Below are 25057 nucleotides of genomic sequence, written 5' to 3' on the forward strand. Positions count from 1 at the left end.
GAAAAATTTATAAAAAAATGAAAAGCTTTTAATATAAATGCAAACAAAAAAGAAGCGATTTATTTCATCGCTTCTTTTTTATTAAATCATATCCAAAATGACAGTATCCCTACATAACCCTCTTAAACATCTTCTCCAACTCATAAGTAGAATGATGCACAAGAATTGGTCTTCCGTGCGGGCATGTGTATGGGTTTGTTGTTGTACGTAGTTCTTCCAATAAAGCAAATATTTGATCGTTCGTTAAATATTGATTTGCTTTAATGGACGCTTTACAGCTCATCATGATGGCTGCTTCTTCACGTAATTTTTTAATATCAACTTTTTTTAGTTTGACGACTTGTTCCATCATTTCGTCGATAATTTCTGTTTCTTGTCCTTTCGGGAACCACGTTGGATGTGAGCGGACGATAAAGGATTGATGACCGAATTGCTCTAAGAACAGTCCAACTTTTTTCAGTTCTTCTAGTTGCTCTTCGACACGTAAAAATTCAGTAAGAGATAAGTCAATACGGTATGGTACAAGTAGCTCTTGTACTTCTTGCGCTACTCTTCCTACTTTGTCACGGAAGTATTCATAATTAATACGTTCCTGCGCGGCATGTTGGTCAATCATATATAAACCTTTATCATTTTGAGCGAAAATATATGTTCCATGCATTTGTCCAATTGGATAAAGCGGTGGTAAGTCATTACCGTTCATTTCAATCTCTTTTATTTCCTGAACTTCTTCTTCCAATTCCTCTAATTCAAAGTCTTCATCGTTACTGTTCCACGATTTCTCTTCTCGAATTGGTTCTTCTATTATCGGTTTAGTAGATGGCTGCCAACTTTGTTCTTCTCTTACGAGCGACTGTGTTGGTTGCCATTCTTGTTTCGGCGGTTGCCACAGTTGTGCTGGCTGTTTCACAGCCAGTGGTTCTTCTCGTTTTTCATCCATGCCCGTCGGTAAAATGATGTCCGGCATAGATGGCTCTTTCGGCTTCGCATGCTCAAACTTGAACTGTTCTTGCACACTTTCATCTTTTTCTTTTTTCTTCGTTGTTACACCTGCATCTGGGATGAGCTGTATTTTTTTAAATGCTGCTTGCAATGTTTCTTCGATAAGTTTTAGCAATTCTTGTTCTTTACTAAAACGGACTTCTAATTTCGCAGGATGTACGTTAACGTCAACAAGCATTGGATCCATTTCAATCGATAAGAAACCGATTGGATATCGTCCAATTGGCAATAATGTATGGTATCCTTGCTGAACTGCTTTCATTAATACGAAATTTCGAACGTAACGACCATTTACGATCGTTGACATATAATTTCGAGATGCTCTCGTTACTTCTGGTAGTGTTACATAACCTTTAATTGTGAAATCTAAAGATTCAGCTTCAATTGGAATAAGCTTTTTCGCAACTTGAATGCTGTAAATCGATGCAAGTACTTGTCTTACATCACCATTTCCTGATGTGTGAAGCAATTTCTTTTCATTATGAAACAGCTTTAATGATACTTCTGGATGTGACATTGCAATACGATACACGATATCCGTAATATTCCCAAGCTCTGTATGAATGGTTTTCATATATTTAAGACGCGCTGGTGTATTAAAGAATAAGTTTTGTACTGTAATATCTGTTCCTTTTCGGCTCGCTGTTTTCTCCTGCTTTATAATGTCTCCACCTTTAATCATAAGGTGTGTACCAGGCGCATCACCTGTGCTTGTGATTAATTCTAATTCACTAACTGAGGCAATACTCGGCAATGCCTCACCGCGGAAACCGAGTGTTCTAATGCGAAACAGATCGTTTTCATCTTTAATTTTGCTCGTCGCATGTCGTTCAAAAGCGACGATACAATCTTCTTCTGCAATGCCATCCCCATTATCAATGATGCGAATTTTTGATAAACCAGCTTCTTCTAAGTGGATTTCAATAGATGTACTATTCGCATCGATAGAATTTTCCACAAGTTCTTTTACGACTGAGGCAGGGCGCTCTACTACTTCCCCTGCCGCAATTAAGTTAGAGAGTTGATCATCGAGTTTGCGAATTTTCCCCATCTACTTACTCATCCTTTCTTTAACTTTTTCTGCAAGCGATACAGTTCGTTCATCGCCTCTAAAGGTGTCATATCAAGTAAATCAATTTTTTTAATTTGTGCAAGTACCGTCGTTTCTTTTGCATCTAGCACTGACTTGTCTTGTTTTTTTGAAGACTGTTCTCCACCAAAGAATGATAATTGCGATTCTTCCTCAGTCTCTACCTTCGGCTCTTGTATTTCTGCTGGTTCTTCTTTTACAACAGCTGGTTCTGGAGCCACTTCTTGTACTTTCACTTCTGTACGCTTTGGAATAATAATTTCTTCTTGTCCTTCTAGTTGCGCTAACACTTCTTTCGCACGAGCGATTAAGCTATCTGGAAGCTCCGCAAGTTGCGCAACGTGAATTCCGTAACTTTTATCAGCTGCTCCATCTTGAATTTTATGAAGGAATACTACTTTTCCGTTTTCTTCAATAGCTGAAACGTGTACATTCTTCAATTGTCCTAAACTTTCTTCTAGCACCGTCAATTCATGATAATGCGTAGAGAATAACGTTTTCGCACCAATTTGGTCATGAATATGTTCAATGATTGCTTGTGCAAGTGCCATACCATCATAAGTAGATGTACCGCGTCCAATTTCATCGAATAAAATTAAACTTCTTTCTGATGCATTTGCAATTGCATTTTTCGCTTCTAACATTTCGACCATAAATGTACTTTGACCCGAAATTAAATCATCCGCTGCACCAATTCTCGTAAAGATTTGATCGAATACAGGTAATACCGCTTCTGTTGCTGGTACGAAACAACCAATCTGTGACATAACAGTTACAAGTGCTAATTGTCTCATATACGTACTTTTACCAGACATGTTCGGTCCTGTAATTAAAAAGACATCCATCTTCTCCGGCATAATACAATCATTCGGTACATACAATTTCCCGTTCAATACTTTTTCAACGACAGGATGACGACCATCTTTTATAAAGATTTCGCGCTTAGTTGTTAAAACAGGTTTTACAAACTGTTCTTCTTCACTAACTGTCGCGAAACTTTGCAGTACGTCTAATTCACTAATTACTTTCGCTAAATGTTGTAATTTCGGAATAAATACTTTTACTTCTTCACGAAGCGCTGTAAATAAATCGTATTCTAATTGTACAATTTTTTCTTCTGCTTCTAAGATTAATGTTTCTTTTTCTTTCAATTCATCTGTAATGAAACGTTCCGCATTAGCAAGCGTTTGTTTACGCTCATAGCGGCCTTCTGGAAGTGCTGCAAGATTCGCCTTCGTCACTTCAATGTAGTAGCCGAAAATACGGTTGTACCCGATTTTTAATGATTTAACTCCTGTAATATCACGCTCTCGTTTTTCAAGCTCAGCGATCCACGTTTTCCCGTTTTTACTAACGTAACGATATTGATCAAGCTTGTCATTATAACCGTCTTTAATAATATCTCCATCTTTAATAGAAAGTGGTGGGTTTTCTTGAATACTTCTTCCTAGTAATTCAGTTAAGCTCTCACATGGATCCGCACCTTGAATTAACCTTGCTGCATAAGCATTATCTAATAGACTAATCGCTTCTAAAATAGCTGGTACTTGAAGTAAAGATCGTCTTAACTGTAATAAGTCCCGTGCATTCACATTACCAAATGCAACTTTCCCTGCTAAACGTTCTAAATCATATACTTCTTTTAATTTTTCTTTTAAATCTTCACGTAAGAAGTAATCATTTACAAATGTTTCAACCATTTCTAAACGCTCTTCTACTTTTTCTTTTTGAATCAGTGGACGTTCCATCCACTGTTTTAACATACGACCACCCATAGCTGTTTTCGTTTTATCTAATAGCCATAATAATGATCCTGTTTTTTCTTTCGTTCGAAGTGTTTCTGTCAGCTCTAAATTTCGCTTTGAATGCACATCAATTTTCATAAATTGATTCGTATAATAAATTTCCACTGGTTGCAAATGGTCTAACGAACGTTTTTGCGTTCTTATCACATAGTTAAATAAGCGTCCAACTGCTTTAATTAACTTTGCTTGCGAAACGTTTTTCACAAGATGTTCTAACCCTTCCGGAATCGTTGTTGCATCTTCATACGAAATCGTCATTTTTAATGTTGCAGTTAATTTATTTAATTCATCTTTTGAAAATGTAGAATCTACAACAATTTCTTTTGAACCAGTTGCATACACTTCTAATAAAATATCTTCTACTGAACCTGTTAACAACGTTACTGTATTTTGTCCAGTCGTTAAATCATTACAAGCTAAAGCATACGATCCATCTTCAAAATGTGTTAATGCTGCTAAGAAGTTATTTTCTTTCTCATCAATAGTACGCCCTTCCATCATCGTTCCTGGCGTAATTAGTTGTACGACTTCACGGCGCACTACACCTTTAGCTGTTTTTGGATCTTCCACTTGCTCACAAACAGCTACTTTATATCCTTTTTCAACAAGTTGTTCAATATAATTTTTAGCTGCATGATGCGGTACACCGCACATCGGTATACGATCACTACTACCACCATCTCGGCTCGTTAATGTAATTTCAAGTTCATGAGCTGCTTTAACCGCATCTTCAAAGAACATTTCATAAAAATCACCTAATCGGAAAAATAAAAAGGCATCTTGATAGTCTGCCTTAACCTTTAAATATTGCTGTATCATAGGGGTATATTGCGTCATACTTTTCCTCCATAATTCTTACATAGTAATCAATTTTCATATATGTCACACTTCACGGACATCCATATCTCCTATTTCAGGAGTCTTTCCTCATTATAGCACATTTCATAAGGAATCATGTTCATTCAAGCATCACTTATGTAAAGTAAAAAGCTAGGAAGAACTTCTCCCTAGCTTTCTATTACTCTTCTTCTGCATCGACGATAAAGTTCGGATCTAATTCTTCAAACTCATCATCATCGACTTGGAAATCCTCGTCTGATTCTACACAACCTTCAGGATTTACACTTACACAAATTTTCGTTTCCCCAACTACTTCTGTTACAAATTCACGTTCTACAGTTACAACAATTTTATTACCATTTGGTGATACAAGAGCTTCTAAACAATTTGGTGGCTGAATGACACGAGCAATAATTTCTAAATCATCACCAGAAAAGTTTTTATCACGATACCCAATACTCACTTCATCAGTGTAGTTCACACGTTCTGTTACAACTTCTGTCTTTGTATTACCATCAAATGAATACCAAGTGTTCACATCATAGAAACCTTCAATTTCCACATGCTTTCCATTCTTTCTTGCTTCGTACGAGTGGTTAATTACCCAGCACCCTAAAATACTTGTTGGCTCATTATTCGATTCACATGTATGCGTTGACTTTGTATACTTACGTCCTTTTCCAACCACTGCTTTTGTAATAATCTCTCTAAATTCGGACATTCGTAACCCTCCTCAATCACTATTCACTTAATCATATGCGTGACAATAGCGGAATGTGTCATTCTTTTTTCGAGAAGAACTTACGTTTAACCCACTAAAAAAAGAGATGTCAATTCGACATCTCTTTAACAACCACAATTTCCTTTTTTACTTTCTACCGCCGCACCCGTTTCACCCTTCAATACATCGCCATTAGTTGAAATTAATATTTCATCTGTTACGTTGTTAGAAATCGTACTTGCAACTAGCTGTAGTAAGTCATTTACATATGTTTGTGAAGATTTAAATTCTTGCACAACTGGGATACTATCCAACTTATCTTGCAATGCATCAATGTCAGCTTCTACTTTTTTCAAAGCTTCCCATTTCCCGTAATGCTGCAAGTTTACTGCTTGTTTTTGCAGTGCTTTAATTTCATCAATTGCGCGCTTTACATTTTCATTTTTATGAATTTGCGCCTCTGCTTTCTTAAAGAAATCAACTTCTTCTGTTTCAGAAATCATTTTTGCTAATTCTTTCGCTTGTTCAACAATTTCATCTTTCGAATATGCTTTCATCTATTATTCCACCTCAATCGGCTCTTCAACTAATTCCCCGTTAAGAGACCAAGTTTTTGCTTCCGTTACTTTTACTTTCACAAGCTGACCAATTAAAGATTTTGAAGCGACGAAGTTTACAAGTTTATTCGTACGAGTATAACCTGCGAGTACTTCTGGATTATTTTTACTTTCCCCATCAACTAACACTTCTACAATTTGACCTTTGTAACGATTATTCTTTTCAATTGCCAACGTATTTACTAGTGTATTTAAGCGTTGAAGACGTTCTTTTTTCACTTCCATCGGTACATTATCTTTCATTTTTGCAGCTGGTGTACCTTCGCGCGGAGAATAAATAAAGGTAAAGGCAGTATCAAATCCTACTTCACGATATAACGACATCGTTTCTTCAAATTGCTCATCTGTTTCATTTGGGAAACCAACGATAATATCAGTTGTGAATACTGCATTTGGAATTGCTTCTTTAATTTTTCTTACAAGTTCTAAATAATGCTCACGTGAATATTTACGCGCCATAATTTTTAACATATCTGTGCTTCCAGATTGAACTGGTAAGTGAATATGTTCTACTAAGTTTCCAGCTTTTCCAAGCACTTCAATTAAGTGATCATCGAAATCACGTGGATGGCTCGTTGTAAAACGAATACGAGCAATATCAACTTTACGGAGTTCGTCCATTAAATCGCCAAGTCCGTATTCAAAATCTTCAAAGTCTTTACCATATGCATTTACGTTCTGGCCAAGTAACGTAATTTCTTTATAACCATTCGCAGCTAAATGACGAATTTCTTGGATAATGTCTTCTGGACGTCTGCTTCGCTCTTTTCCACGTGTATACGGCACGATACAATATGTACAGAACTTATCACAGCCATACATAATATTTACCCAAGCTTTAATATCACCACGGCGTACTTTCGGAAGGTTTTCAATTACATCCCCTTCTTTTGACCAAACTTCAACTACCGTCTCCTTCGAGAACATTGCATCTTTTAGAATATACGGCAATCTATGAATATTATGCGTTCCAAACACCATATCTACATGCTGATTTTTTTGCATAATTTTATTTACAACAGATTCTTCTTGAGACATACAACCACATACACCAATTAAAAGGTCCGGATTTCTTCTTTTTAATGACTTTAAATGACCTAGTTCACCGAACACTTTATTTTCAGCATTTTCACGAATTGCACAAGTATTTAATAAAACTACATCTGCATCTTCAGTTGAAAAGGTTGGCTCATATCCAAGTGCGGTGAAAATACCCGCCATTACTTCCGTATCATGCTCATTCATTTGACAACCATATGTACGAATATAGAACTTTCTTCCTGTACCAAAATTGCGAAATTCTTCAGGTAAGCCAAAATCCCGTTCAATTTTAACTTCTTCTTTCCCTCGTTTTTTCGCGTCTTTTAAGGAAGGTGGCTGGTATACACTTTCAAAGTATTTACTATAATCTTTCTCTTCTTTTTTCGTAGAGGAATTTGCTTGTTGACTTGCTAATCGTTGTTGCTCGTTCATCGGTAATCTCCTTTCACCCTTAACTATACACACTCTATAGTCCATTTTAATGCGCTTTGACTCACCTCAAAAATGGTTAGATAGCTTGAGAGATAACTTGTCCTTTGAAACTTGAGTAATCAATCTAATCATTCATAAGAATGAAGTCTTCCCCACACAAATAGACATTCCCTTTTCATACTTCTTTTTGTCCTATCCAAAAGCATATTGCTTTATCCCTATAAACATTACCATAGTATGAAGCGTTGCGCCAATTTTAACAAGAAAGAGGCTCTGTCTGATCTTACATTTCATCAGCAATGAACTCGCCATTTTCATACAACGATTTATATATTATTTTACCATTCTGAATTTTCTAAGTAAATAAGACTACCCTATATTTTTTACTCATAAAAAAAGGTTACCAAATGGCAACCTCCTCTTCTTATATTACATAAATTCAGCAACAAGTTCATCAAACATTTTCTGATCCATATTTAAATCAGCTTGCACTAAAGGCTTCTCACTATAGCCTTTTACAAGTTCTTGGTATGAAGGTTGCGCTGTATTTTGATATATTAAACCTGTTACTAATCCGTTATTTTCCATTAACGTTTGCATAGCCATCATGCGATTAGACGGATCATATCCCTCTACTGTACTTAGTTTTGTTAAATTTTCTTTAAACCAATCGTAAGTATTTACTTTATTGTAAGTAACACATGGGCTGTATACGTTAATTAATGAAAATCCTTTATGGTTAATACCAGCTTCAATAATTTGTGTTAGTTCTTTTAAATCACTTGAAAAGCTTTGCGCCACAAATGTCGCACCAGCTGTTAAAGCCATTTCCATAACATTTAGTGACGGTTCAATTGAACCTTGTGGTGTACTTTTCGTTTTAAATCCAGCTTCACTACGCGGTGAAGTTTGCCCTTTTGTTAATCCGTAAATTTGGTTATCCATTACGATGTACGTAATGTCTATGTTACGACGAATAGAATGGATTGTATGTCCCATACCAATCGCAAATCCATCACCGTCACCACCTGATGCGATAACTGTTAAATCACGATTTGCCATTTTCACACCTTGTGCAATTGGAAGGGCACGACCATGAATACTATGCACACCATATGAATTAATATAACCCGAAATACGACCTGAACAGCCGATACCGGAGATAACAGCAAGTTCATCTGGATTTAAGCCAACGTTAGCTGCCGCACGTTGAATTGCAGCTTGCACCGAGAAGTCTCCGCAACCTGGGCACCAGTTTGGTTTTACACTGTTACGAAAGTCCTTAAATGTTGCCATTTAATACAACCCCTTTTTTGCATTCGTTGTAAATCTCTTTCGGCAAGAATGGGTTCCCATCATATTTTAAAAGACTAGAAATTTTCTCACCGTTACCAAGATTCATTTTCATAATGTTAGCAAGCTGACCTGTTGCATTGTTTTCTACTACTACAACACGCTTCGCATTTTTCACAAGTGGATCGATTTCAGCTGTTGGGAACGGGTGAATTAAACGCACATGAGCATGGTTTACTTTCATACCCTCTTGTTCTAAGCGCTCCATTGCCTCTTCGATCGCACCACGAGTTGAGTTAAATCCAACAAGCAATACGTCCGCTTCTTCATGCTTAACATTTTTATAGACAGGGGTGTTAAACTTCAAGTTCTCCATTTTACGGAAACGTTTGTCCATTTGATCTTTACGGTTTATTGCTGATTCAGATGGTTTACCAGTTTCATCATGTTCTACACCTGTAACATGGTGAACACCATTTTTCATACCAGGTAAAACACGTGGTGAAACGCCATCTTCGGTTACTTCATAACGCTTGAAGTATGCTTTATTTTCACGTTCTGGTAATTCCGCTTCTAAATCAAGCTTACCGCGACGAATTTCCACTTTATCTAACGTAAGCGGTTCTACAGTTTGTTTTCCTAAAGAAAGCTGTAAATCCGTTAAGAAAATAACAGGTACTTGATATTCTTCAGCTAGGTTAAATGCTTCTACAATATCATAGAAAGCTTCTTCAACTGTACTTGGCGCCATTACGATTTTTGGAATCTCACCGTGCGTACCGTAAATCATCGCCATTAAATCCGACTGCTCTTGTTTCGTTGGTAATCCTGTACTTGGACCACCACGTTGTGTATCAACAATTACTAATGGTGTTTCTGTAATACCCGCTAAACCAATCGCTTCCATCATTAAAGATAGACCCGGACCAGCAGATGCAGTTAATGTACGAACACCAGCATAGTTTGCACCGATTGCCATTGTACAAGCTGCGATTTCATCCTCAGTTTGGATTACTGTTCCGCCAACTTTTGGCAATTTTTTAATTAAGTATTCCATAATTTCAGATGCAGGTGTAATTGGATATGCAGACATAAAGCGAGCACCACCAGCTACCGCACCAAATGCGATTGCATCGTTTCCAATCATAAACATGCGTTTCTTACCATCAGCTTTTTCAAGCTGCATCATGTTTACTTTCTCACCTAGCAATTCTTTCATATATTGAGAGCCGCGCTTAATTGCGTCCATATTCTTTTGAACAACTTGCTCTCCTTTACGACCAAAGATTTCTTCAACAACATCTAAATAAGCTGTTTCATCTAATCCTAATACCGCACTTGATGCCCCAACAGCAACCATGTTTTTCATTAATGATGTGCCTAATTCTGAAGCAATATCTGTAAACGGTATCACATATAGATTTACATCTGTATTATCAGGTATTGTTGGATTAAATTTCGCATCCGCAACTACAATTCCACCTGGACGTAGTTCGTGGAAGTTAAAATCAATTGTTTCTTGATCAAAAGCAATTAGAATATCTAAATCATCTGAGATCGCGCGTACTTCTGTTGTACTTACGCGAATTTTATTATTTGTATGGCCGCCTTTAATACGTGATGAGAAGTGGCGGTAACCGTATAGGTAATATCCTAATCGGTTTAATGCAATACAGAAGATTTCTCCTGTACTTTCAATTCCTTCACCTTGTTGGCCTCCAACTTTCCATGAAAGTTGACTAATCATCTCCTACACCCCTTTTGGCTGCATTCATTGTAGTGTATTTTTTTACAGTAATAGTTTAGCATTTTTTATACAAATAAACTACAACGGACGCAAATTATGCCTCTTCTGATTTCCCTGAATCTTTAGTATAAAGCTATTTTGTTTTTCATTCTAGTATTAGGTCTTAAAAAAAGCAATAATATCAAATGAATTAATTCTAATTTTTCTGGATTTTTAAAACAAAAATCTTAAAAGCTTATATGATCAACAAAATTATCATATAAAAATCGCTCTACTGTAGATGCAGCATAGTGTTTACAAAGCTCATTAATTACATTTTCATATTCTCCATACGCTGATACATTTACAACTGTTTCTAATATCCCATCAAAATCCGAACCAAACCCTATATTGTTCTCTCCACCTAATGAACAAATATATTCGATATGTTTTACTATATCTGCTATATTCGCTTGTTTTTCACTTATTAGAAACTGTGGTACGAAAGTAACACCAATCATGCTATTTCGCTTTATAAGAGCTCTAAGTTGTTCATCGTTTAAATTACGTGGGTGCTGACAAAGTTTCATACTATTTGAATGGGAGGCAATAGGATTTTTTGCAATTTCTATCACATCCCAAAAGCTTCTTTCATTCAGATGCGACACATCAGTCCATACATGTAACGTATTAAGTTCTTGTACAACATGTTTACCAAAGGTCGTTAAACCCGCCCCACGTGTCTCTAGCGCACCATCAGCTAATAAATTGGCATAATTCCATGTTAGTCCAAAAGAACGTACTCCTAGACGATAAAACAACCGTAATTTCATTGCATCTTTTCCAATTGCTTCGCATCCTTCTAGTGTTAATATCGCTCCAATCTCGTCCTGTTTTAACATGTTAATATCATCTTTTGTCTGAATAAACTTTACACCCGGTAATGATAAAATTTCATTATAAAAAATATCTACCATTTGTAATGCCGCTTCAAATCGTTTTTCATATAGCACCGTTTCTGGCACATATATAGCAAAACATTGTATACTTCCTTTTCTTTTCTTTAACTGTTCAAATGTAATATGTAATTGCGGATCGTTTTTAAAATCCTTTTTCCCCTGTGCACTCCATAACTGAAAGAGTACATCACAATGAGCATCAAAAATTTTCATTTCCATTCCTCCATTATAAAAACAACCTGTTTGCATACTGCAAACAGGTTGTTTAAACTTAACGAGGTTCTACAATTAATTTTATTGCTGTACGCTCTTCCCCATCAATCATAATATCTGTGAACGCTGGGATACAAATCAGGTCCAAACCACTAGGCGCTACAAATCCTCTTGCAATTGCTACTGCCTTTACCGCTTGGTTCAATGCACCTGCACCAATGGCTTGAATTTCTGCTGTTCCGCGTTCGCGAATAACACCTGCAAGTGCACCAGCTACAGAATTAGGGACCGACGTTGCTTTAACTTTTAATATTTCCATTCCGCGTTTCCTCCTCGTTTCTATAAAAAGTATTAGCAATTATTTCACTTTAACTTATATTCACGAGGAATGACGCGTATTCCTGCTAAATTTCTGTAATTTTTCTAAAAAATTAAAAAATAATAACTTTTCTAAATTCTATCCAGGAATTACTCAAAAAATGGCTGATCATCATTAATTAAGATACGCTGGATTTTCTTAGCTTTTCCTGTATTAGGATCCACATCAACTAACACTGCACTTAATTGTGTTCTACCACTTGTCACTTCAAATCGTACTGGTAAGTTTGTTAAAAACTTCTTCAATACCGCTTCTCGATCCATACCTAAAATCCCATCGTAAGGTCCTGTCATACCAACATCTGTGATATATGCGGTTCCGCTTGGTAAAATACGATTATCTGCTGTAGGAACATGTGTATGTGTACCCACTACTGCCGTAGCACGACCATCTACATACCAACCTAACGCTTGTTTTTCACTTGTAGTTTCCGCATGAAAATCAATAAAGATAATATTCGTACGTTTTTTTGCAATGTTAATCAATTCATCCACTTTACGGAATGGGCAATCAATCGGAGGAAGGAATGTACGTCCTTGTAAGTTAATAACTGCAACTTCTGTTCCATTACAGTTCACAAAGATAAGTCCTTTTCCTGGAGTTCCTTCTGGGAAGTTAGCTGGTCTTGCAAGATATTTTGCGTCATCAATAAATTCAAATACTTCACGGTTATCCCAAGCGTGGTTTCCAAGTGTAACCGCTTGTGCCCCGCATTCTAAAAAGTTTCGATATATTTTTTCCGTAATTCCACGTCCACCTGCTGCATTTTCTCCATTAATAATGGTTACTGTAGGTGTATATTTCTTTTTTAATGCCGGTACGTATTGTTGAATCATACCTCTACCAGGAGATCCTACTACATCCCCAACAAATAATATTCTCATATGTCTTACCCTTCCTATGTACTACATTTTTTATTACTATAGCTTCAAGTGATTTCCTTACAATATATTTATTATAAGTTTGTTTCACTTATATACTAGGTATAACTAATTTCCTTTATTTTAACCAATTCCAACACAAAAAAATAAAGTGGTGTTTCACCACTTTATTTTGCGTATTCCACTGCACGTGTTTCACGAATAACAGTTACTTTAATATGTCCTGGGTAATCCAGTTCATTTTCAATACGTTTTCGAATATCACGAGCTAAACGATGAGCTTCTAAATCATCAATTGTATCTGGTTTTACCAGAATACGAACTTCTCGTCCTGCTTGAATTGCGAAAGATTTTTCTACGCCTTCATAAGACTCTGAAATCTCTTCTAACTTTTCAAGACGACGAATATAGTTCTCAAGTGTTTCACTACGAGCTCCAGGTCTTGCAGCTGATAATGCATCTGCTGCTGCAACTAAAACTGCAATGATAGAAGTTGGTTCTGTGTCCCCATGGTGAGATGCAATACTGTTTATAACTACAGGATGCTCTTTATACTTCGTTGCGAGTTCGACACCAATTTCAACGTGGCTACCTTCTACTTCATGATCAATTGCTTTACCGATATCATGTAATAGACCAGCACGTCTTGCTAGTTTTTCATCCTCACCAAGCTCCGCTGCCATAAGTCCAGTTAAATATGCAACTTCCATAGAATGTTTTAAGACGTTTTGTCCGTAACTTGTACGGTATTTTAAACGACCTAAAATCTTAATTAAATCTGGATGTAATCCGTGAACACCCACTTCAAACGTTGTTTGCTCTCCGACTTCGCGAATATACTCGTCCACTTCACGTCTTGATTTTTCGACCATCTCTTCAATACGCGCTGGGTGAATACGTCCGTCCTGTACTAGTTTATCAAGAGCGATACGAGCTGTTTCACGACGAATTGGGTCGAATCCAGAAAGGATAACTGCTTCTGGTGTATCATCGATAATTAGGTCAATACCTGTTAACGTTTCTAACGTACGAATATTTCGACCTTCACGTCCGATAATACGTCCCTTCATTTCGTCATTTGGAAGATTTACAACCGAAACGGTTGTTTCAGCAACATGATCAGCTGCACATCTTTGCATTGCAAGAGATAAAATCTCTTTTGCTTTCTTATCCGCTTCTTCTTTCGCACGAACTTCACTTTCTTTTACCATTACGGCAATTTCATGAGAAACTTCACTTTCTACTTTACCAAGAATAATTGCTTTCGCTTGTTCGCGTGTCAGATTGGAAATGCGCTCTAATTCTGTTTGTTGCTTTTGAACTAACTCTCCCACTTTGCTTTCCAACTCTTCAATCTGTTGTTGTCTCGCTACAAAAGAATCCTCTTTCTTTTCTAACTGTTGCTCGCGTTTATCGAGCGTTTCGTCTTTACGATCAAGGTTCTCTTCTTTTTGCATTAAACGATTTTCTTGTTTTTGTAATTCGCTTCTACGGTCACGAATTTCTAATTCAGCTTCTGTACGAAGTGTATGAATTTCATCCTTTGCTTCTAAAAGCGCTTCTTTCTTAAGTGCTTCAGCCTCACGATTCGCTTCGTCTAGAATACGTTTCGCTTCATTAGCTGCACCATTAATCTTCGCTTCAGCAATAGACTTTCGAACAAAAAAGCCAACAACTGCACCGACTGTTGCAAGCAAAATGGAGATGAGTATCCAAACTGTACTACTCATGATTTCACCTCCCCTTGCTATGAATGAAAAAAGACTGTCGGCATGTACATTGAATACCAACATACAGCAAAGACCGTCGTCCCGCTTTTTTAAGGGACTTTCTTCATTTCACAATTAAAATGTCATATTATTATTTCGGCAAGATTTAAGTCTTACTCCGAATATTACTTCTCTTCTTGAGAAGAGTGTTTCGTATATAAGAAAAAATATACATTCTCATTGTATCTATCGCAATTTTCATTGTCAAGCGTTGTCTACTTTTACTTTCTTTACCTTCAGCCCTAATTCATATATGAATTTAAAAAGAAGACAGCATATTATCCTGGAAAACCTTAGTAAATTCCAGTTTATGCATACAAAACATGCATATATCCCTCTTTATACATAGCCTTTTAGGCAGATTAAATATTTTATCTCCAATGATATACAACGCTTTCATAATGATTAAAAAATAAAAGACACGGAACCGTGTCTTTTATTTTTTAATCTTGAAGATTTGAATCTTCCGTGTCTTCAGCACCAGAGTCTTCACCAATTCCGTGATGGTCACGAACAAAGAAGGCAATTTCCTCTCTTAAATCCGTATTCTCTTTTAAGAATTGCTTCGAATTTTCACGACCTTGCCCTAAACGCTCTTCATTATAAGAGTACCAAGCACCACTCTTTTGAACGATATCAAGTTCAGAAGCCATATCTAAGATTTCACCTTCTCTTGAAATACCTTCTCCATACATAATATCAACTTCAGCAACACGGAATGGTGGTGCCACTTTATTTTTAACTACTTTTACTTTTGTTTTATTACCAACGATGTCATTGCCTTGCTTTAATTGCTCCGCACGACGTACTTCAAGACGAACTGTTGAATAGAATTTCAACGCACGACCACCTGGAGTTGTTTCTGGCACTATCTATAGATTTTCCATCTCTATAGTCCGGACTATCTCTTCATCTCTTTACAGAGAGCCTTGCACTTCCAGCAGTAGCCTATCATCTGCCGTACCCTACTCAGTTAACTAAAAGTCCTTTTCGGTAGTCTCTACACCTTCCCCATATAAATATGAAGCTTGGCACGGTATTACCCTAAATAATGGTGGGCTTCACCGTTAGCAACTATATAAATAGTTACACCCTTAGGCAATAAGGTTCACAAGGTTTTTTAACATGCTATCACTAGCAAGGGAAACCCATGGTATACTCCTTAATCTTTTGTGCGACTTTTTCTTTATTTACTAACTCTTCTTCATGTATAACAAGATATTTATAGCAGCTCTCTTCCATAAATAAAAGTTTTCTTTTATCTCGTTCTTTTATTTTTTTGAGTGAGTGTGCCCATTTCCCATGGACGTCTAAACAATATTTTCTACCTAAGTAGAAATCAATAGACCACTTATCGATTCTTTTTTGCTTAATGAACGCCAGATCTAAGCTTAATAATATCTGTTCAACCTGTTGTTCCAGTAAAGTATCATAATTTTTCTTTCTGACCTTTAAATTAAGCTCTTTTCTCCTTTTAGCAACACATGTATCGGATACGCCATACTTAACGGCAATTTCAACATGTGATAAATATGGATTTTTTAACTCCTGTTCAACTTCTGCGGTTTTAGGTAAATAAACCTTCCTATGTCTGGTTCTTTTAATTCCGAGTAACTTTAATATTTCACCTACTCGCCTTTCATCAAGATTAATTTCTTTACCTATATCTTTTAATTTTCTCTCCGCATGTGTCGTGATAAAATCCACTTGCCATTGTTCTATGTTTCGATAAGTTCTATTTCCAATTGTCACTGCCACCTTAATCTCTCCTTATAAGAAATCCCTTATAAAGACTTAAATGAAGAAGACAAATAAAGATTCAAGTACTACGCTCTGATTAAGCAACTTGTGGTTGATTTCCGAACATAACCCCAACTTTTTCACGAATTTGGTTAATAAAGATTGCAATTGTTTTTGATTTATTGATTGCACCTGACAGCTTACGAAGTGCTTGAGACATTAAACGAGCTTGTAGACCTACGTGTGAGTCCCCCATGTCTCCTTCAATCTCAGCTTTCGGTACAAGAGCTGCTACAGAGTCAATTACGATAATATCAACCGCGCCACTTCGTACAAGTGCTTCTGCGATTTCTAGTCCTTGCTCTCCTGTGTCAGGTTGTGATAATAGTAATTCATCTATGTTAACGCCTAATTTTTGTGCATATACAGGATCCATTGCATGCTCCGCATCAATAAACGCTGCTTGTCCACCTTGACGCTGTACTTCCGCGATTGCGTGTAATGAAACTGTTGTTTTACCTGAACTTTCTGGTCCATAAATTTCGATAATACGGCCACGTGGGTATCCGCCTACCCCTAATGCCACATCAAGTGCTAAAGAACCACTTGAAATTGTAGAAATTCTACGCTCCGCTTGTTCTCCTAATTTCATAATTGAACCTTTACCGAATTGCTTCTCTATTTGTTTTAACGCCATATCTAACGCCGCTTGACGATCACTCATTCAAAATTCCTCCTTAACTGAATTGCTAATCTTATTATACCTATTTTCAATTCAATTTGCCAACAAAATCGAACATTTATTCGATTTTTTTATTTTCCATTAAATAAAAATGAGTTTAACCATAAAAAAAGCTAGAAGAAACTTATATCTCTTCTAGCTTTTTATATAAATGATAAAATCCATATTTCACCGAACGTTCCCTAATTTGTTGACGACTTCCACTTAAAATAAGAGGAAAGACTACAGTTGGTTCATCCTTCATCGCCAATCCAACGAATACTGTTCCCGGCTCTTTATGTTCTGAAGCATCCGGTCCTGCTACCCCAGTGAAACTAATTCCGATATCCGCTTTTAATAAGCCCTTAACATTTTCAGCAAGATAACGAGCACATTCTTTACTAACTGCACCATCAGTAGACAACACTTCCGCAGGTACATGTAAAACATGTTGCTTCACATCATTATGATAACAAATGACACCGCCTTTAAATACTGAAGACACACCAGCACTTTCTGTTACTTGATTGCCGAAGAGACCACCGGTTAAACTTTCTGCACACGCTAAAGTTAATCCTTTTTTCTTCAATAACTCTATTGCCTTATCATGCAGAAACTCTTGATCATACCCGTAGAAAAATTTTCCTACTCTTTCTAAAATCAAATCTTCCATATGCTGAATGCGTTTCGCAGCTTCATCAGCATTTTGATGTTTGGCAGTTAAACGTAGTGTCACTTCTCCATCATTCGCAAGGGGGGCGATTGTCGGGTTCGTTTGTCCATCAATTAAATCTTGAACTTTCACTTCTAATTGAGATTCCCCAATCCCGAAAAAGCGAAGCACACGAGAATAAATGTTTTCTCCTGTTGTAAAGTTACGTAAAAAAGGCTCTACATAACTTATATACATCGGCTTCATCTCTTTCGGTGGTCCTGGTAATAAAATATAAACTTTCCTGTTCTTATTTAGCCCCATACCAGGTGCCATGCCGTGATCATTCGCAAATACAGTTGCTCCATTCAAAACGAGCGCTTGCTTTTTATTATTCTCTGTGAACTCGCGACCTGTACGCTTAAAGTACTCGCTTATCGATGCTAATGCCTTTTCATCATATACAAGCTCTTCACCCAAACTAGAAGATATCGTTTCTTTCGTCAAATCATCTTTTGTCGGGCCTAATCCACCTGTGAAAATAAGTATGTCAGCACGTTCTTCCGCAACTTCAATCGCCTGCTGTAATCGCTTGTTATTATCTCCAACTACAGTATGGTAGTACACATTAATTCCGATTGAAGCTAACTTTTCAGATAAAAACTGGGCATTTGTATTTGCAATTTGTCCAAGTAATAATTCAGTTCCAACCGCAATAATTTCAGCATTCATCCCAATTCCCCCATAAACTTCTATTTTGAGTTTACAAAAGCAGCTCTATTTTTCCAGAAATAATCCCACCCTGAAATAACAGTAAAGATTAATGCAATCCATATGAAAATATCAGCAACTGGGATATGGATTAAATTTAAAGGTACATCGTGTAATAAATACGCCGCAATTGCAATAATTTGTGTCCACGTCTTAATTTTCCCTAACTGATTTGCTGCCACTACTTCTCCTGTTCCAGCAAGTACAAGACGTAAACCAGTTACTGCAAACTCACGGCTGATAATTACAATAACGATCCAAGCAGGTACGTATTGCATCTCAACTAATGTAATAAGTGCTGCTGAAACAAGTAATTTATCAGCTAACGGGTCAAGAAACTTCCCTAAATTCGTTACAAGATTATACTTTCTTGCGTAATGTCCATCAATCCAATCTGTAGCCGAAGCAATAATAAAGATAAGTGCCCCTACTAAATGTTGAATTGGTAAATCAACATCACCAATTGTGTATGAACCCCAATCAAAGGGCGCTAACATAATTACCATAAAAACTGGAATTAAGAAGATTCTAGATATTGTAATTTTATTTGGTAAATTCACAGCTATTCCTCCATCATATCAAAAACATTTGTTCATTGAAAAAAGTCATCGAGGCGATGACTATTATTGTGCAGGTTGCCCTATCCCTTGGTTTTTTATCACCAATCTTTGGTGAAGTTCTTTTTCTGGATTCAATGGATAAGCGACCACTTGGCCATTCAGTTTAACTTCAACATTCGTTGCATTCCCAATATTAAGTCGCACTTCTTTTAATGTTGATACATCACGTTTTTCTATTTGGCCCTCTTGTACTGTAGCGTTTAGAATCACATTCCCCGCATCATCTTTAACATCTACATAGCTCGCACCTTTACCCGATATTTCCAGTTCTAATGTTTTATTGTTATGAATTTCCAAAGTAGATACTTTACCAGTTGTACCAACTACTTTTACTTCTTCTTGTCCCGTTGGTTGTGCTGGTTGTTCCTCTTTCTTTGGCTCTTCTTTCTTTGGTTCCTCTTTTTTCGGCTCTTCCGCTTTCACTTCATCTTTCTTCGTATCTAACGGAGAGTTTTCTGCTTTTTTAACTTCAATTTTCTCACTTTGAGCATTCGGAACTTTCTCATCACCTTTTCCAGTTAACGCTTGGAAAACAAACCAAATTACCACTCCAAATGCAATTACTAATAGCGCAACTAAAACTTTCGGCATATGATCTGCAATTGGCCATGATGAAGATTTTTGCATTGTTTCTTGCGTTTTCTGTCCTGTTGATACTTGTGGAACGTCGCGTTTTTCAGATTGTGGTATCGTACTCTGATATTCTACAAGCAGTTCCTCTCCATTTAACCCAACCGCATCTGCGTATTGTTTAATGAATGCACGCGCATAAAAAGCTCCGGGCAATACATCATAATTGCCTTCCTCAATCGCTACTAAATGGCGTTTTTGAATTTTTGTAATCTCATGCAGCTGATCCATAGACAAGCCCTTCGTTCCTCTTGCTTCTTTCAGCTTTTGTCCTAATTCTGTCACTACTAACACCTCAATATTTCTTTAAAAGTCAAACATAGAGAAATTATTTTGCGTACCTTGCTCAATTTCATCTACTAAATTATATTGGATTTCTTCATCATAATCGTTACGCAACTCGATAATATAATCAAAATCATCCAATGTGTATTCTGACTGACTCACAAATACGTCAGGATGTTCCACAACTTTCGTTGCAGGTAATCTCATAATTTCACGAACAAGCTGCCAATGCCTTTCGTTAGCACGCTTTGTTGACACGATTCCATCTAAGATAAAAATATTGTCGTCGCTATACTCATCTTCAATCAATTGACTACGAACAGTTTGCTTAATAAGAGTAGATGATACAAATAACCATCTTTTATTTGCACAAACACTTGCGGCAACAATGGATTCTGTTTTTCCGACACGAGGCATTCCTCGTATCCCGATTAGTTTATGACCTTCTTTTTTCATTATTTCAGCCATAAAGTCTACAAGTAACCCTAATTCATCACGTACAAATCGAAATGTCTTCTTATCATCTGCATCTCGTTGTATGTACCTACCATGTCTAACCGCTAGCTTATCTCTTAGCTTTGGCGGACGATATTTCGTTACCGTTATGTTATCCATCGTATTTAAAATTGATTCAAGTCTAGAGATTTGCTCTTGATTATCACACATAAGGAGTAATCCACGTCGTGCATTATCTACACCATTAATTGTGACAATATTAATGCCGAGCATACCGATTAACGAAGAAACGTCACCAAGCAAGCCAGGTCGGTTTTTATGTATTTCATATTCAAAATACCATTCAATCATCCAAGATCACTCCCCTTGCTTACTTTACACCTACGTACTATATTATATGATTTCACCTTAATAGGGAAGCTAAATGTATAATCTATCCTGCGTTATTATTATACAAAAAAAATAGAGAGGAGAATCTCCTCTCTATTTTTTACTTATGCTGTACAAACTTCACCATTAAGTTTGCGATTGTATGTTGCTCTTGTTCATCAGCGACTTTCCAAAGCTCAGACAATAATTTCTCTTGATCGTTGCGCGCTTCTACTTCATTTGCTAAATAATCTCCAACACGAAATGCCATATCTGATACAGCACCACCATCAAGACCTTTTCCTGATGCTTGTTCTAAACGTTCTCCTAAAAAGCTCTTCCATTGATCAAAATTATCTAAAACTGACATGTTTAAGCACCTCACTACTTAGTAATAGAATCATGCTTAATTTGTACAGTTTTTTATTTTTTATGTAAAAATTTTTTAGCAATGCCAACCGCCATTCACTCCGATAATTTGTCCAGTTATGTAAGAGGCACCTGGTGACACGAGAAATGACACTGTTTTCGCTACTTCTTCTGGTAATCCTAATCGTCCTAACGGAATCTCTTCAGCAATTTCATTCTTATCCTCTTCTGAAAATACGTTTAACATTTCCGTTTCAATTGCACCTGGTGCTACCGCGTTCACTCTTACTCCACTTAATGAAACTTCTTTTGCTAATGCTTTCACATATGAATTTTGTGCACCTTTTACCATCGAATAAAGCACTTCACATGATGCGCCGATTTGGCCCCATATAGACGAAACAAGTACAATATTACCGCTTCTCCGCTGAATCATTGATGGCAGTGCCATTGATAATAGTTTATAGATGCTCTTCACTTGAAGTTCTACCATATAATTTAATTCATCGTTCGTTACATCTGTTACGAGTCCAAAAATACTCTTCCCAGCTGCATATACGATAACATCAAGAGGATGTTCAATTTGTTCCCACAATTGCTCCGCTCCATCACTAGAAGCTAAATCCGCTTGAACAGGAATCACTTCCCCCCACTCTTTCTGTAACTCATTCACTTGCCCTTCACCGTTATTATAATGAACATATACTGTATATCCATCTTGAATTAATTGTTTTGAAATAGCAGAGCCAATCCCTCCGCTTCCTCCAGTTACTAATGCATACTTCTTCATACAATTCCTCTCTTATCTCAACAAAATCTTTTTCCTATAAATAAAGTGAAACTTTAATCAGTGGGTGGATGAACATCCCCCACTGATTATTAGTTGAACCAATCGGGCTTTTACGGGCAGTTGATCCCCCCACCTACTTCTGTGCTTTCACTGAATTTTTAAGTGGGGGGTCTTACTGCCCGTTAATGCGGGGTAAATAATACCCTCATCTTACAATTTATCAATGATAAGATGAGGGTATTATTATGAAACCTTTTATTTTTTCGGTAAAACTTGACAAACACTCATTCTTTCTTCTGATAATAATAATTTGGCTACTTCTTGTAAATCTTGAACAGTTAGACTTTCTAATACAGTCAATGCCTCAAACAGACTAGATTCATTAAACGCATATCGTGTAAATTGATTCGCGATATATTCTGGCGAATTCAACGAGCGTAAAAAGCCACCTATTTTCTTTTTCTTTACTCGTTCTAATGCCGCCTCATCTAATTGATCATAATTTGTATTTAGTAAAATGCTTTTCAAACGCTCTTCCAGCTCATTAGGTTGCTTCGTATCGCCGCCAACCATTGCAAAACCGAAGTTATTCTCTTCCGTATAATCATACGAGAACGAATCATCAATAAGACCTTCATTATATAAAGATTCGTAATGAACGGAGCTTTTCCCAAATAAATAATCTAAAAGTAACGTAAGCGCAATTTCTTGTTTTAAAAGGGCTTTCCCTTTTTCTTTTAAATTTGTCGCTTTAATACCAACTAAACATTTCGGTGTTTGTACAGGCATGGAAATAATTTTCTTCTTTTCATTTACCTCATCAGGTTCTTCCTCAAATGAACGTACAATTTCTGACTGGTTTTTATAATCTTTTTTCGCTTGATTTTCACGTACTAAATCCATTGTTTCCTCTGGATCAATTGCCCCCACAACGAATAATAACATATTGCTCGGATGATAAAATGTTTCATAACATTCATATAATAAGTCTTTCGTAATTTTACTAATAGACTCGATTGTCCCTGCGATATCAATTTTAATTGGGTGCTTTACAAACAAGCTATCAATTAATCCAAAGTATAAGCGCCAATCTGGATTATCTTGATACATTTGAATTTCTTGCCCAATAATCCCCTTCTCTTTTTCAACTGTTTTTTCAGAGAAGTAAGGCTCTTGTACGAAGTTTAACAATGTATTTAAATTTTGTTCTACATTTGATGTACATGAAAACAGATAAGCTGTTCTTGTGAAAGATGTGAAAGCATTTGCTGATGCTCCTTGTTTACTAAACAATTGGAAAGCATCGTGATCTTCTTTTTCAAATAATTTATGCTCAAGAAAATGAGCAATTCCATCAGGCACACGAATCATTTCTTCTTTACCTAGTGGTACGAATGTATTATCCATAGAACCATATTTTGTCGTAAACGTTGCAAATGTTTTATTAAATCCTTGCTTCGGTAAAATATATACATCTAATCCATTAGGAAGTTTTTCATAATAGAGTGTCTCTTTTAATTGCTCATAAACAATTTTCTCCATTTATTCTCCCTCCGTTCCATGTAAAAAGTAAATTGTGTCTAGTTCAATATTTTTAGCAACTTTCACAATCTCTTCTTTCGTCACACTTTCAATACCTGAAAGCCATTCTTCAACCGGACGCGTACGGTCTGAAATAATACCATGATACAGCATTTCCACAAATCCGCGCGGTGTATCAATCGCCTCTAATATTTGATTTTGAATAACACTTTTCGTTTGATGCATCTCTTCTTCTGAAAAATCACCATTTTGCATCGCCAACATTTGTTCTTTAATAATCTCAACAGCTTTTTCATAATTTTTCGCTTCGATTCCTGACATGACAAACAATAAGCCTTTATGACTTTCAAAGCGGGATGCTGCATAGTACGCTAAACTATTTTTTTCACGAACATTAACGAATAACTTTGAATGAGAGAATCCTCCAAACAGTCCATTGAACAATTGCAGTGCAAAATAATCTTCGTCTTTATACGTAATAAACGTACGATAACCGATGTGTAATTTACTTTGTTTTAATTCTTGTTTTTCCACAACTTCTTTTTCTTCATTATTTCTCTTATGAAGAAGTACATTTCTTTCTCTCACAGGACGCGCTGAAATAGAAAAATACTTACTTACAAGATCAACTGCGTTTTCTGAAATATCACCAATAATGTATAGATCCATTTCATCTTCCGCTAACACTTTTTGATAATATTGATACAAACTTTCATTTGTAATAGATGCAACACTCTCTTTTTTTCCATTTGCACTTAATCGATACGGTTCTACTTTGCACATTTCTTCAATTAAACGCTCGTTTGCATAGCGCATTTTATCATCATACGTAGCTTCAATTCGTTGCAAGAGCGCTCTCTTTTCACTTTCTACAATAGAAGGTAGAAAACTATTCCCCTCTGTTGCTGGATGTAAAACTATATCCGATAACATAGAAAGTGCTTTTTCAAATAACGGTGGTGCATCATGTAAATATACTTCATTTGCAATGTCTACATAAATAGAGATGATATGGTCTTCTCCTTTTTTACTTACATCTACTGCCAAAGAAGATCCATATAATTCTTCTAAATATTGACGAAGACGAATTACAGAAGGAAGTTTTTCTGTCGCACTTTGCAATACGTATGGCAATAGGGCACGCTCTGTCACCGTCTCCTCATTTAAAGGTGCTTTAAAACGAAATACAAAAGTATTTGTTTTATATTTATCAGTCGGAATAATATGTACTCGCAAACCACCTAACTCATGTAACTGTTGTTCCATTAGTTTCATTTATAGCCCTCCTTTACGTATATAGGAATATTCCTCTTCAATATACAGTTTTTAGAAATGAAAAATCAA

Annotated in this window: 20 protein-coding genes and 2 pseudogenes; all 22 read right to left on the reverse strand. The window is 36.4% G+C overall.

The features are described from left to right. Window positions 1-109: 109 nt before the first annotated feature. A complete protein-coding gene (mutL, locus tag MKX31_RS16765) occupies window positions 110-2053 on the reverse strand; it encodes a DNA mismatch repair endonuclease MutL (RefSeq protein ID WP_149173484.1) in 1944 nt (647 codons plus the stop codon). 8 nt (window positions 2054-2061) lie between these two features. Then, window positions 2062-4734, reverse strand: a complete 2673-nt coding sequence (gene mutS, locus MKX31_RS16770; protein ID WP_064475033.1) for a DNA mismatch repair protein MutS — start codon at window positions 4732-4734, stop codon at window positions 2062-2064. A 181-nt stretch (window positions 4735-4915) separates the two neighbouring features. After that, window positions 4916-5458 carry an outer spore coat protein CotE gene (gene cotE, locus MKX31_RS16775; RefSeq protein WP_001288802.1) on the reverse strand — a complete coding sequence of 181 codons (543 nt, stop codon included), beginning with the start codon at window positions 5456-5458 and terminating at the stop codon, window positions 4916-4918. 125 nt (window positions 5459-5583) lie between these two features. After that, window positions 5584-6015: a RicAFT regulatory complex protein RicA family protein gene (locus tag MKX31_RS16780; RefSeq protein WP_000649386.1), complete on the reverse strand. Its 432-nt coding sequence runs from the start codon at window positions 6013-6015 to the stop codon at window positions 5584-5586. Window positions 6016-6018: 3 nt separating this feature from the next. Further along, window positions 6019-7548, reverse strand: a complete 1530-nt coding sequence (gene miaB / locus MKX31_RS16785) for a tRNA (N6-isopentenyl adenosine(37)-C2)-methylthiotransferase MiaB (RefSeq protein ID WP_001005383.1) — start codon at window positions 7546-7548, stop codon at window positions 6019-6021. 429 nt (window positions 7549-7977) lie between these two features. Continuing rightward, window positions 7978-8844, reverse strand: coding sequence for a 2-oxoacid:ferredoxin oxidoreductase subunit beta (locus MKX31_RS16790; protein WP_000190158.1), 867 nt, complete (start codon window positions 8842-8844; stop codon window positions 7978-7980). After that, window positions 8831-10588 (reverse strand): 2-oxoacid:acceptor oxidoreductase subunit alpha, encoded by a 1758-nt coding sequence (locus MKX31_RS16795; protein ID WP_000625413.1) that lies wholly within the window; start codon window positions 10586-10588, stop codon window positions 8831-8833. The genes MKX31_RS16790 and MKX31_RS16795 overlap by 14 nt, the downstream gene beginning before the upstream one ends. Window positions 10589-10815: 227 nt before the next feature. After that, entirely contained in the window at window positions 10816-11739 is a 924-nt protein-coding gene (locus MKX31_RS16800) for a dipeptidase (protein WP_088047318.1), read from the reverse strand. Between the two features lie 58 nt (window positions 11740-11797). Further along, a complete protein-coding gene (spoVS, locus tag MKX31_RS16805; RefSeq protein ID WP_000404341.1) occupies window positions 11798-12058 on the reverse strand; it encodes a stage V sporulation protein SpoVS in 261 nt (86 codons plus the stop codon). Window positions 12059-12207: 149 nt separating this feature from the next. Next, window positions 12208-13002 (reverse strand): TIGR00282 family metallophosphoesterase, encoded by a 795-nt coding sequence (locus MKX31_RS16810; protein ID WP_001221093.1) that lies wholly within the window; start codon window positions 13000-13002, stop codon window positions 12208-12210. Between the two features lie 164 nt (window positions 13003-13166). Further along, window positions 13167-14729 carry a ribonuclease Y gene (gene rny, locus MKX31_RS16815; RefSeq protein ID WP_064475030.1) on the reverse strand — a complete coding sequence of 521 codons (1563 nt, stop codon included), beginning with the start codon at window positions 14727-14729 and terminating at the stop codon, window positions 13167-13169. Window positions 14730-15211: 482 nt separating this feature from the next. Further along, a pseudogene (locus MKX31_RS16820) lies at window positions 15212-15634 on the reverse strand (recombinase RecA); the annotation flags it as partial. Window positions 15635-15902: 268 nt separating this feature from the next. After that, window positions 15903-16526 carry a topoisomerase I gene (locus tag MKX31_RS16825; RefSeq protein ID WP_340981349.1) on the reverse strand — a complete coding sequence of 208 codons (624 nt, stop codon included), beginning with the start codon at window positions 16524-16526 and terminating at the stop codon, window positions 15903-15905. Window positions 16527-16623: 97 nt separating this feature from the next. Next, a pseudogene (gene recA / locus MKX31_RS16830) lies at window positions 16624-17232 on the reverse strand (recombinase RecA); the annotation flags it as partial. Window positions 17233-17374: 142 nt separating this feature from the next. Then, window positions 17375-18613, reverse strand: a complete 1239-nt coding sequence (gene cinA / locus MKX31_RS16835) for a competence/damage-inducible protein CinA (RefSeq protein ID WP_088047316.1) — start codon at window positions 18611-18613, stop codon at window positions 17375-17377. 20 nt (window positions 18614-18633) lie between these two features. Further along, entirely contained in the window at window positions 18634-19212 is a 579-nt protein-coding gene (pgsA, locus tag MKX31_RS16840) for a CDP-diacylglycerol--glycerol-3-phosphate 3-phosphatidyltransferase (RefSeq protein WP_048563304.1), read from the reverse strand. A 63-nt stretch (window positions 19213-19275) separates the two neighbouring features. Then, the gene (locus MKX31_RS16845) at window positions 19276-20187 is read right to left on the reverse strand and encodes a helix-turn-helix domain-containing protein (RefSeq protein WP_064475028.1); all 912 of its coding nucleotides are present in this window, start codon (window positions 20185-20187) and stop codon (window positions 19276-19278) included. A gap of 21 nt (window positions 20188-20208) precedes the next feature. Continuing rightward, the gene (locus MKX31_RS16850; RefSeq protein ID WP_000574107.1) at window positions 20209-20994 is read right to left on the reverse strand and encodes a DUF3388 domain-containing protein; all 786 of its coding nucleotides are present in this window, start codon (window positions 20992-20994) and stop codon (window positions 20209-20211) included. A gap of 139 nt (window positions 20995-21133) precedes the next feature. Further along, complete coding sequence (locus MKX31_RS16855) at window positions 21134-21382, reverse strand: DUF3243 domain-containing protein (RefSeq protein WP_000114455.1); 249 nt, start codon at window positions 21380-21382, stop codon at window positions 21134-21136. A 75-nt stretch (window positions 21383-21457) separates the two neighbouring features. After that, on the reverse strand, window positions 21458-22171 hold the full coding sequence (gene ymfI / locus MKX31_RS16860) for an elongation factor P 5-aminopentanone reductase (RefSeq protein WP_048563302.1): 714 nt from the start codon (window positions 22169-22171) through the stop codon (window positions 21458-21460). 255 nt (window positions 22172-22426) lie between these two features. Next, window positions 22427-23713, reverse strand: coding sequence for an EF-P 5-aminopentanol modification-associated protein YfmH (gene yfmH, locus MKX31_RS16865; protein WP_340981352.1), 1287 nt, complete (start codon window positions 23711-23713; stop codon window positions 22427-22429). Further along, the gene (yfmF, locus tag MKX31_RS16870) at window positions 23714-24988 is read right to left on the reverse strand and encodes an EF-P 5-aminopentanol modification-associated protein YfmF (protein ID WP_000772421.1); all 1275 of its coding nucleotides are present in this window, start codon (window positions 24986-24988) and stop codon (window positions 23714-23716) included. It lies immediately after the preceding gene. Window positions 24989-25057: the final 69 nt, after the last annotated feature.

This window comes from Bacillus sp. FSL M8-0063 (assembly GCF_038005545.1).
Taxonomy (GTDB): Bacteria; Bacillota; Bacilli; order Bacillales; family Bacillaceae_G; genus Bacillus_A; species Bacillus_A wiedmannii.

Excerpts from the sequence above, each read along its gene's own strand:
- yfmF (WP_000772421.1), bottom strand. The coding sequence starts at position 24,988 with ATGAAACTAATGGAACAACAGTTACATGAGTTAGGTGGTTTGCGAGTA.
- MKX31_RS16855 (WP_000114455.1), bottom strand. The coding sequence starts at position 21,382 with ATGTCAGTTTTAGATAATTTTGATCAATGGAAGAGCTTTTTAGGAGAA.
- MKX31_RS16810 (WP_001221093.1), bottom strand. The coding sequence starts at position 13,002 with ATGAGAATATTATTTGTTGGGGATGTAGTAGGATCTCCTGGTAGAGGT.
- mutS (WP_064475033.1), bottom strand. The coding sequence starts at position 4,734 with ATGACGCAATATACCCCTATGATACAGCAATATTTAAAGGTTAAGGCA.
- MKX31_RS16850 (WP_000574107.1), bottom strand. The coding sequence starts at position 20,994 with ATGATTGAATGGTATTTTGAATATGAAATACATAAAAACCGACCTGGC.
- miaB (WP_001005383.1), bottom strand. The coding sequence starts at position 7,548 with ATGAACGAGCAACAACGATTAGCAAGTCAACAAGCAAATTCCTCTACG.
- cinA (WP_088047316.1), bottom strand. The coding sequence starts at position 18,613 with ATGAATGCTGAAATTATTGCGGTTGGAACTGAATTATTACTTGGACAA.
- mutL (WP_149173484.1), bottom strand. The coding sequence starts at position 2,053 with ATGGGGAAAATTCGCAAACTCGATGATCAACTCTCTAACTTAATTGCG.
- cotE (WP_001288802.1), bottom strand. The coding sequence starts at position 5,458 with ATGTCCGAATTTAGAGAGATTATTACAAAAGCAGTGGTTGGAAAAGGA.
- ymfI (WP_048563302.1), bottom strand. The coding sequence starts at position 22,171 with ATGAAGAAGTATGCATTAGTAACTGGAGGAAGCGGAGGGATTGGCTCT.
- MKX31_RS16800 (WP_088047318.1), bottom strand. The coding sequence starts at position 11,739 with ATGAAAATTTTTGATGCTCATTGTGATGTACTCTTTCAGTTATGGAGT.
- rny (WP_064475030.1), bottom strand. The coding sequence starts at position 14,729 with ATGAGTAGTACAGTTTGGATACTCATCTCCATTTTGCTTGCAACAGTC.
- MKX31_RS16790 (WP_000190158.1), bottom strand. The coding sequence starts at position 8,844 with ATGGCAACATTTAAGGACTTTCGTAACAGTGTAAAACCAAACTGGTGC.
- MKX31_RS16780 (WP_000649386.1), bottom strand. The coding sequence starts at position 6,015 with ATGAAAGCATATTCGAAAGATGAAATTGTTGAACAAGCGAAAGAATTA.
- MKX31_RS16795 (WP_000625413.1), bottom strand. The coding sequence starts at position 10,588 with ATGATTAGTCAACTTTCATGGAAAGTTGGAGGCCAACAAGGTGAAGGA.
- spoVS (WP_000404341.1), bottom strand. The coding sequence starts at position 12,058 with ATGGAAATATTAAAAGTTAAAGCAACGTCGGTCCCTAATTCTGTAGCT.
- yfmH (WP_340981352.1), bottom strand. The coding sequence starts at position 23,713 with ATGGAGAAAATTGTTTATGAGCAATTAAAAGAGACACTCTATTATGAA.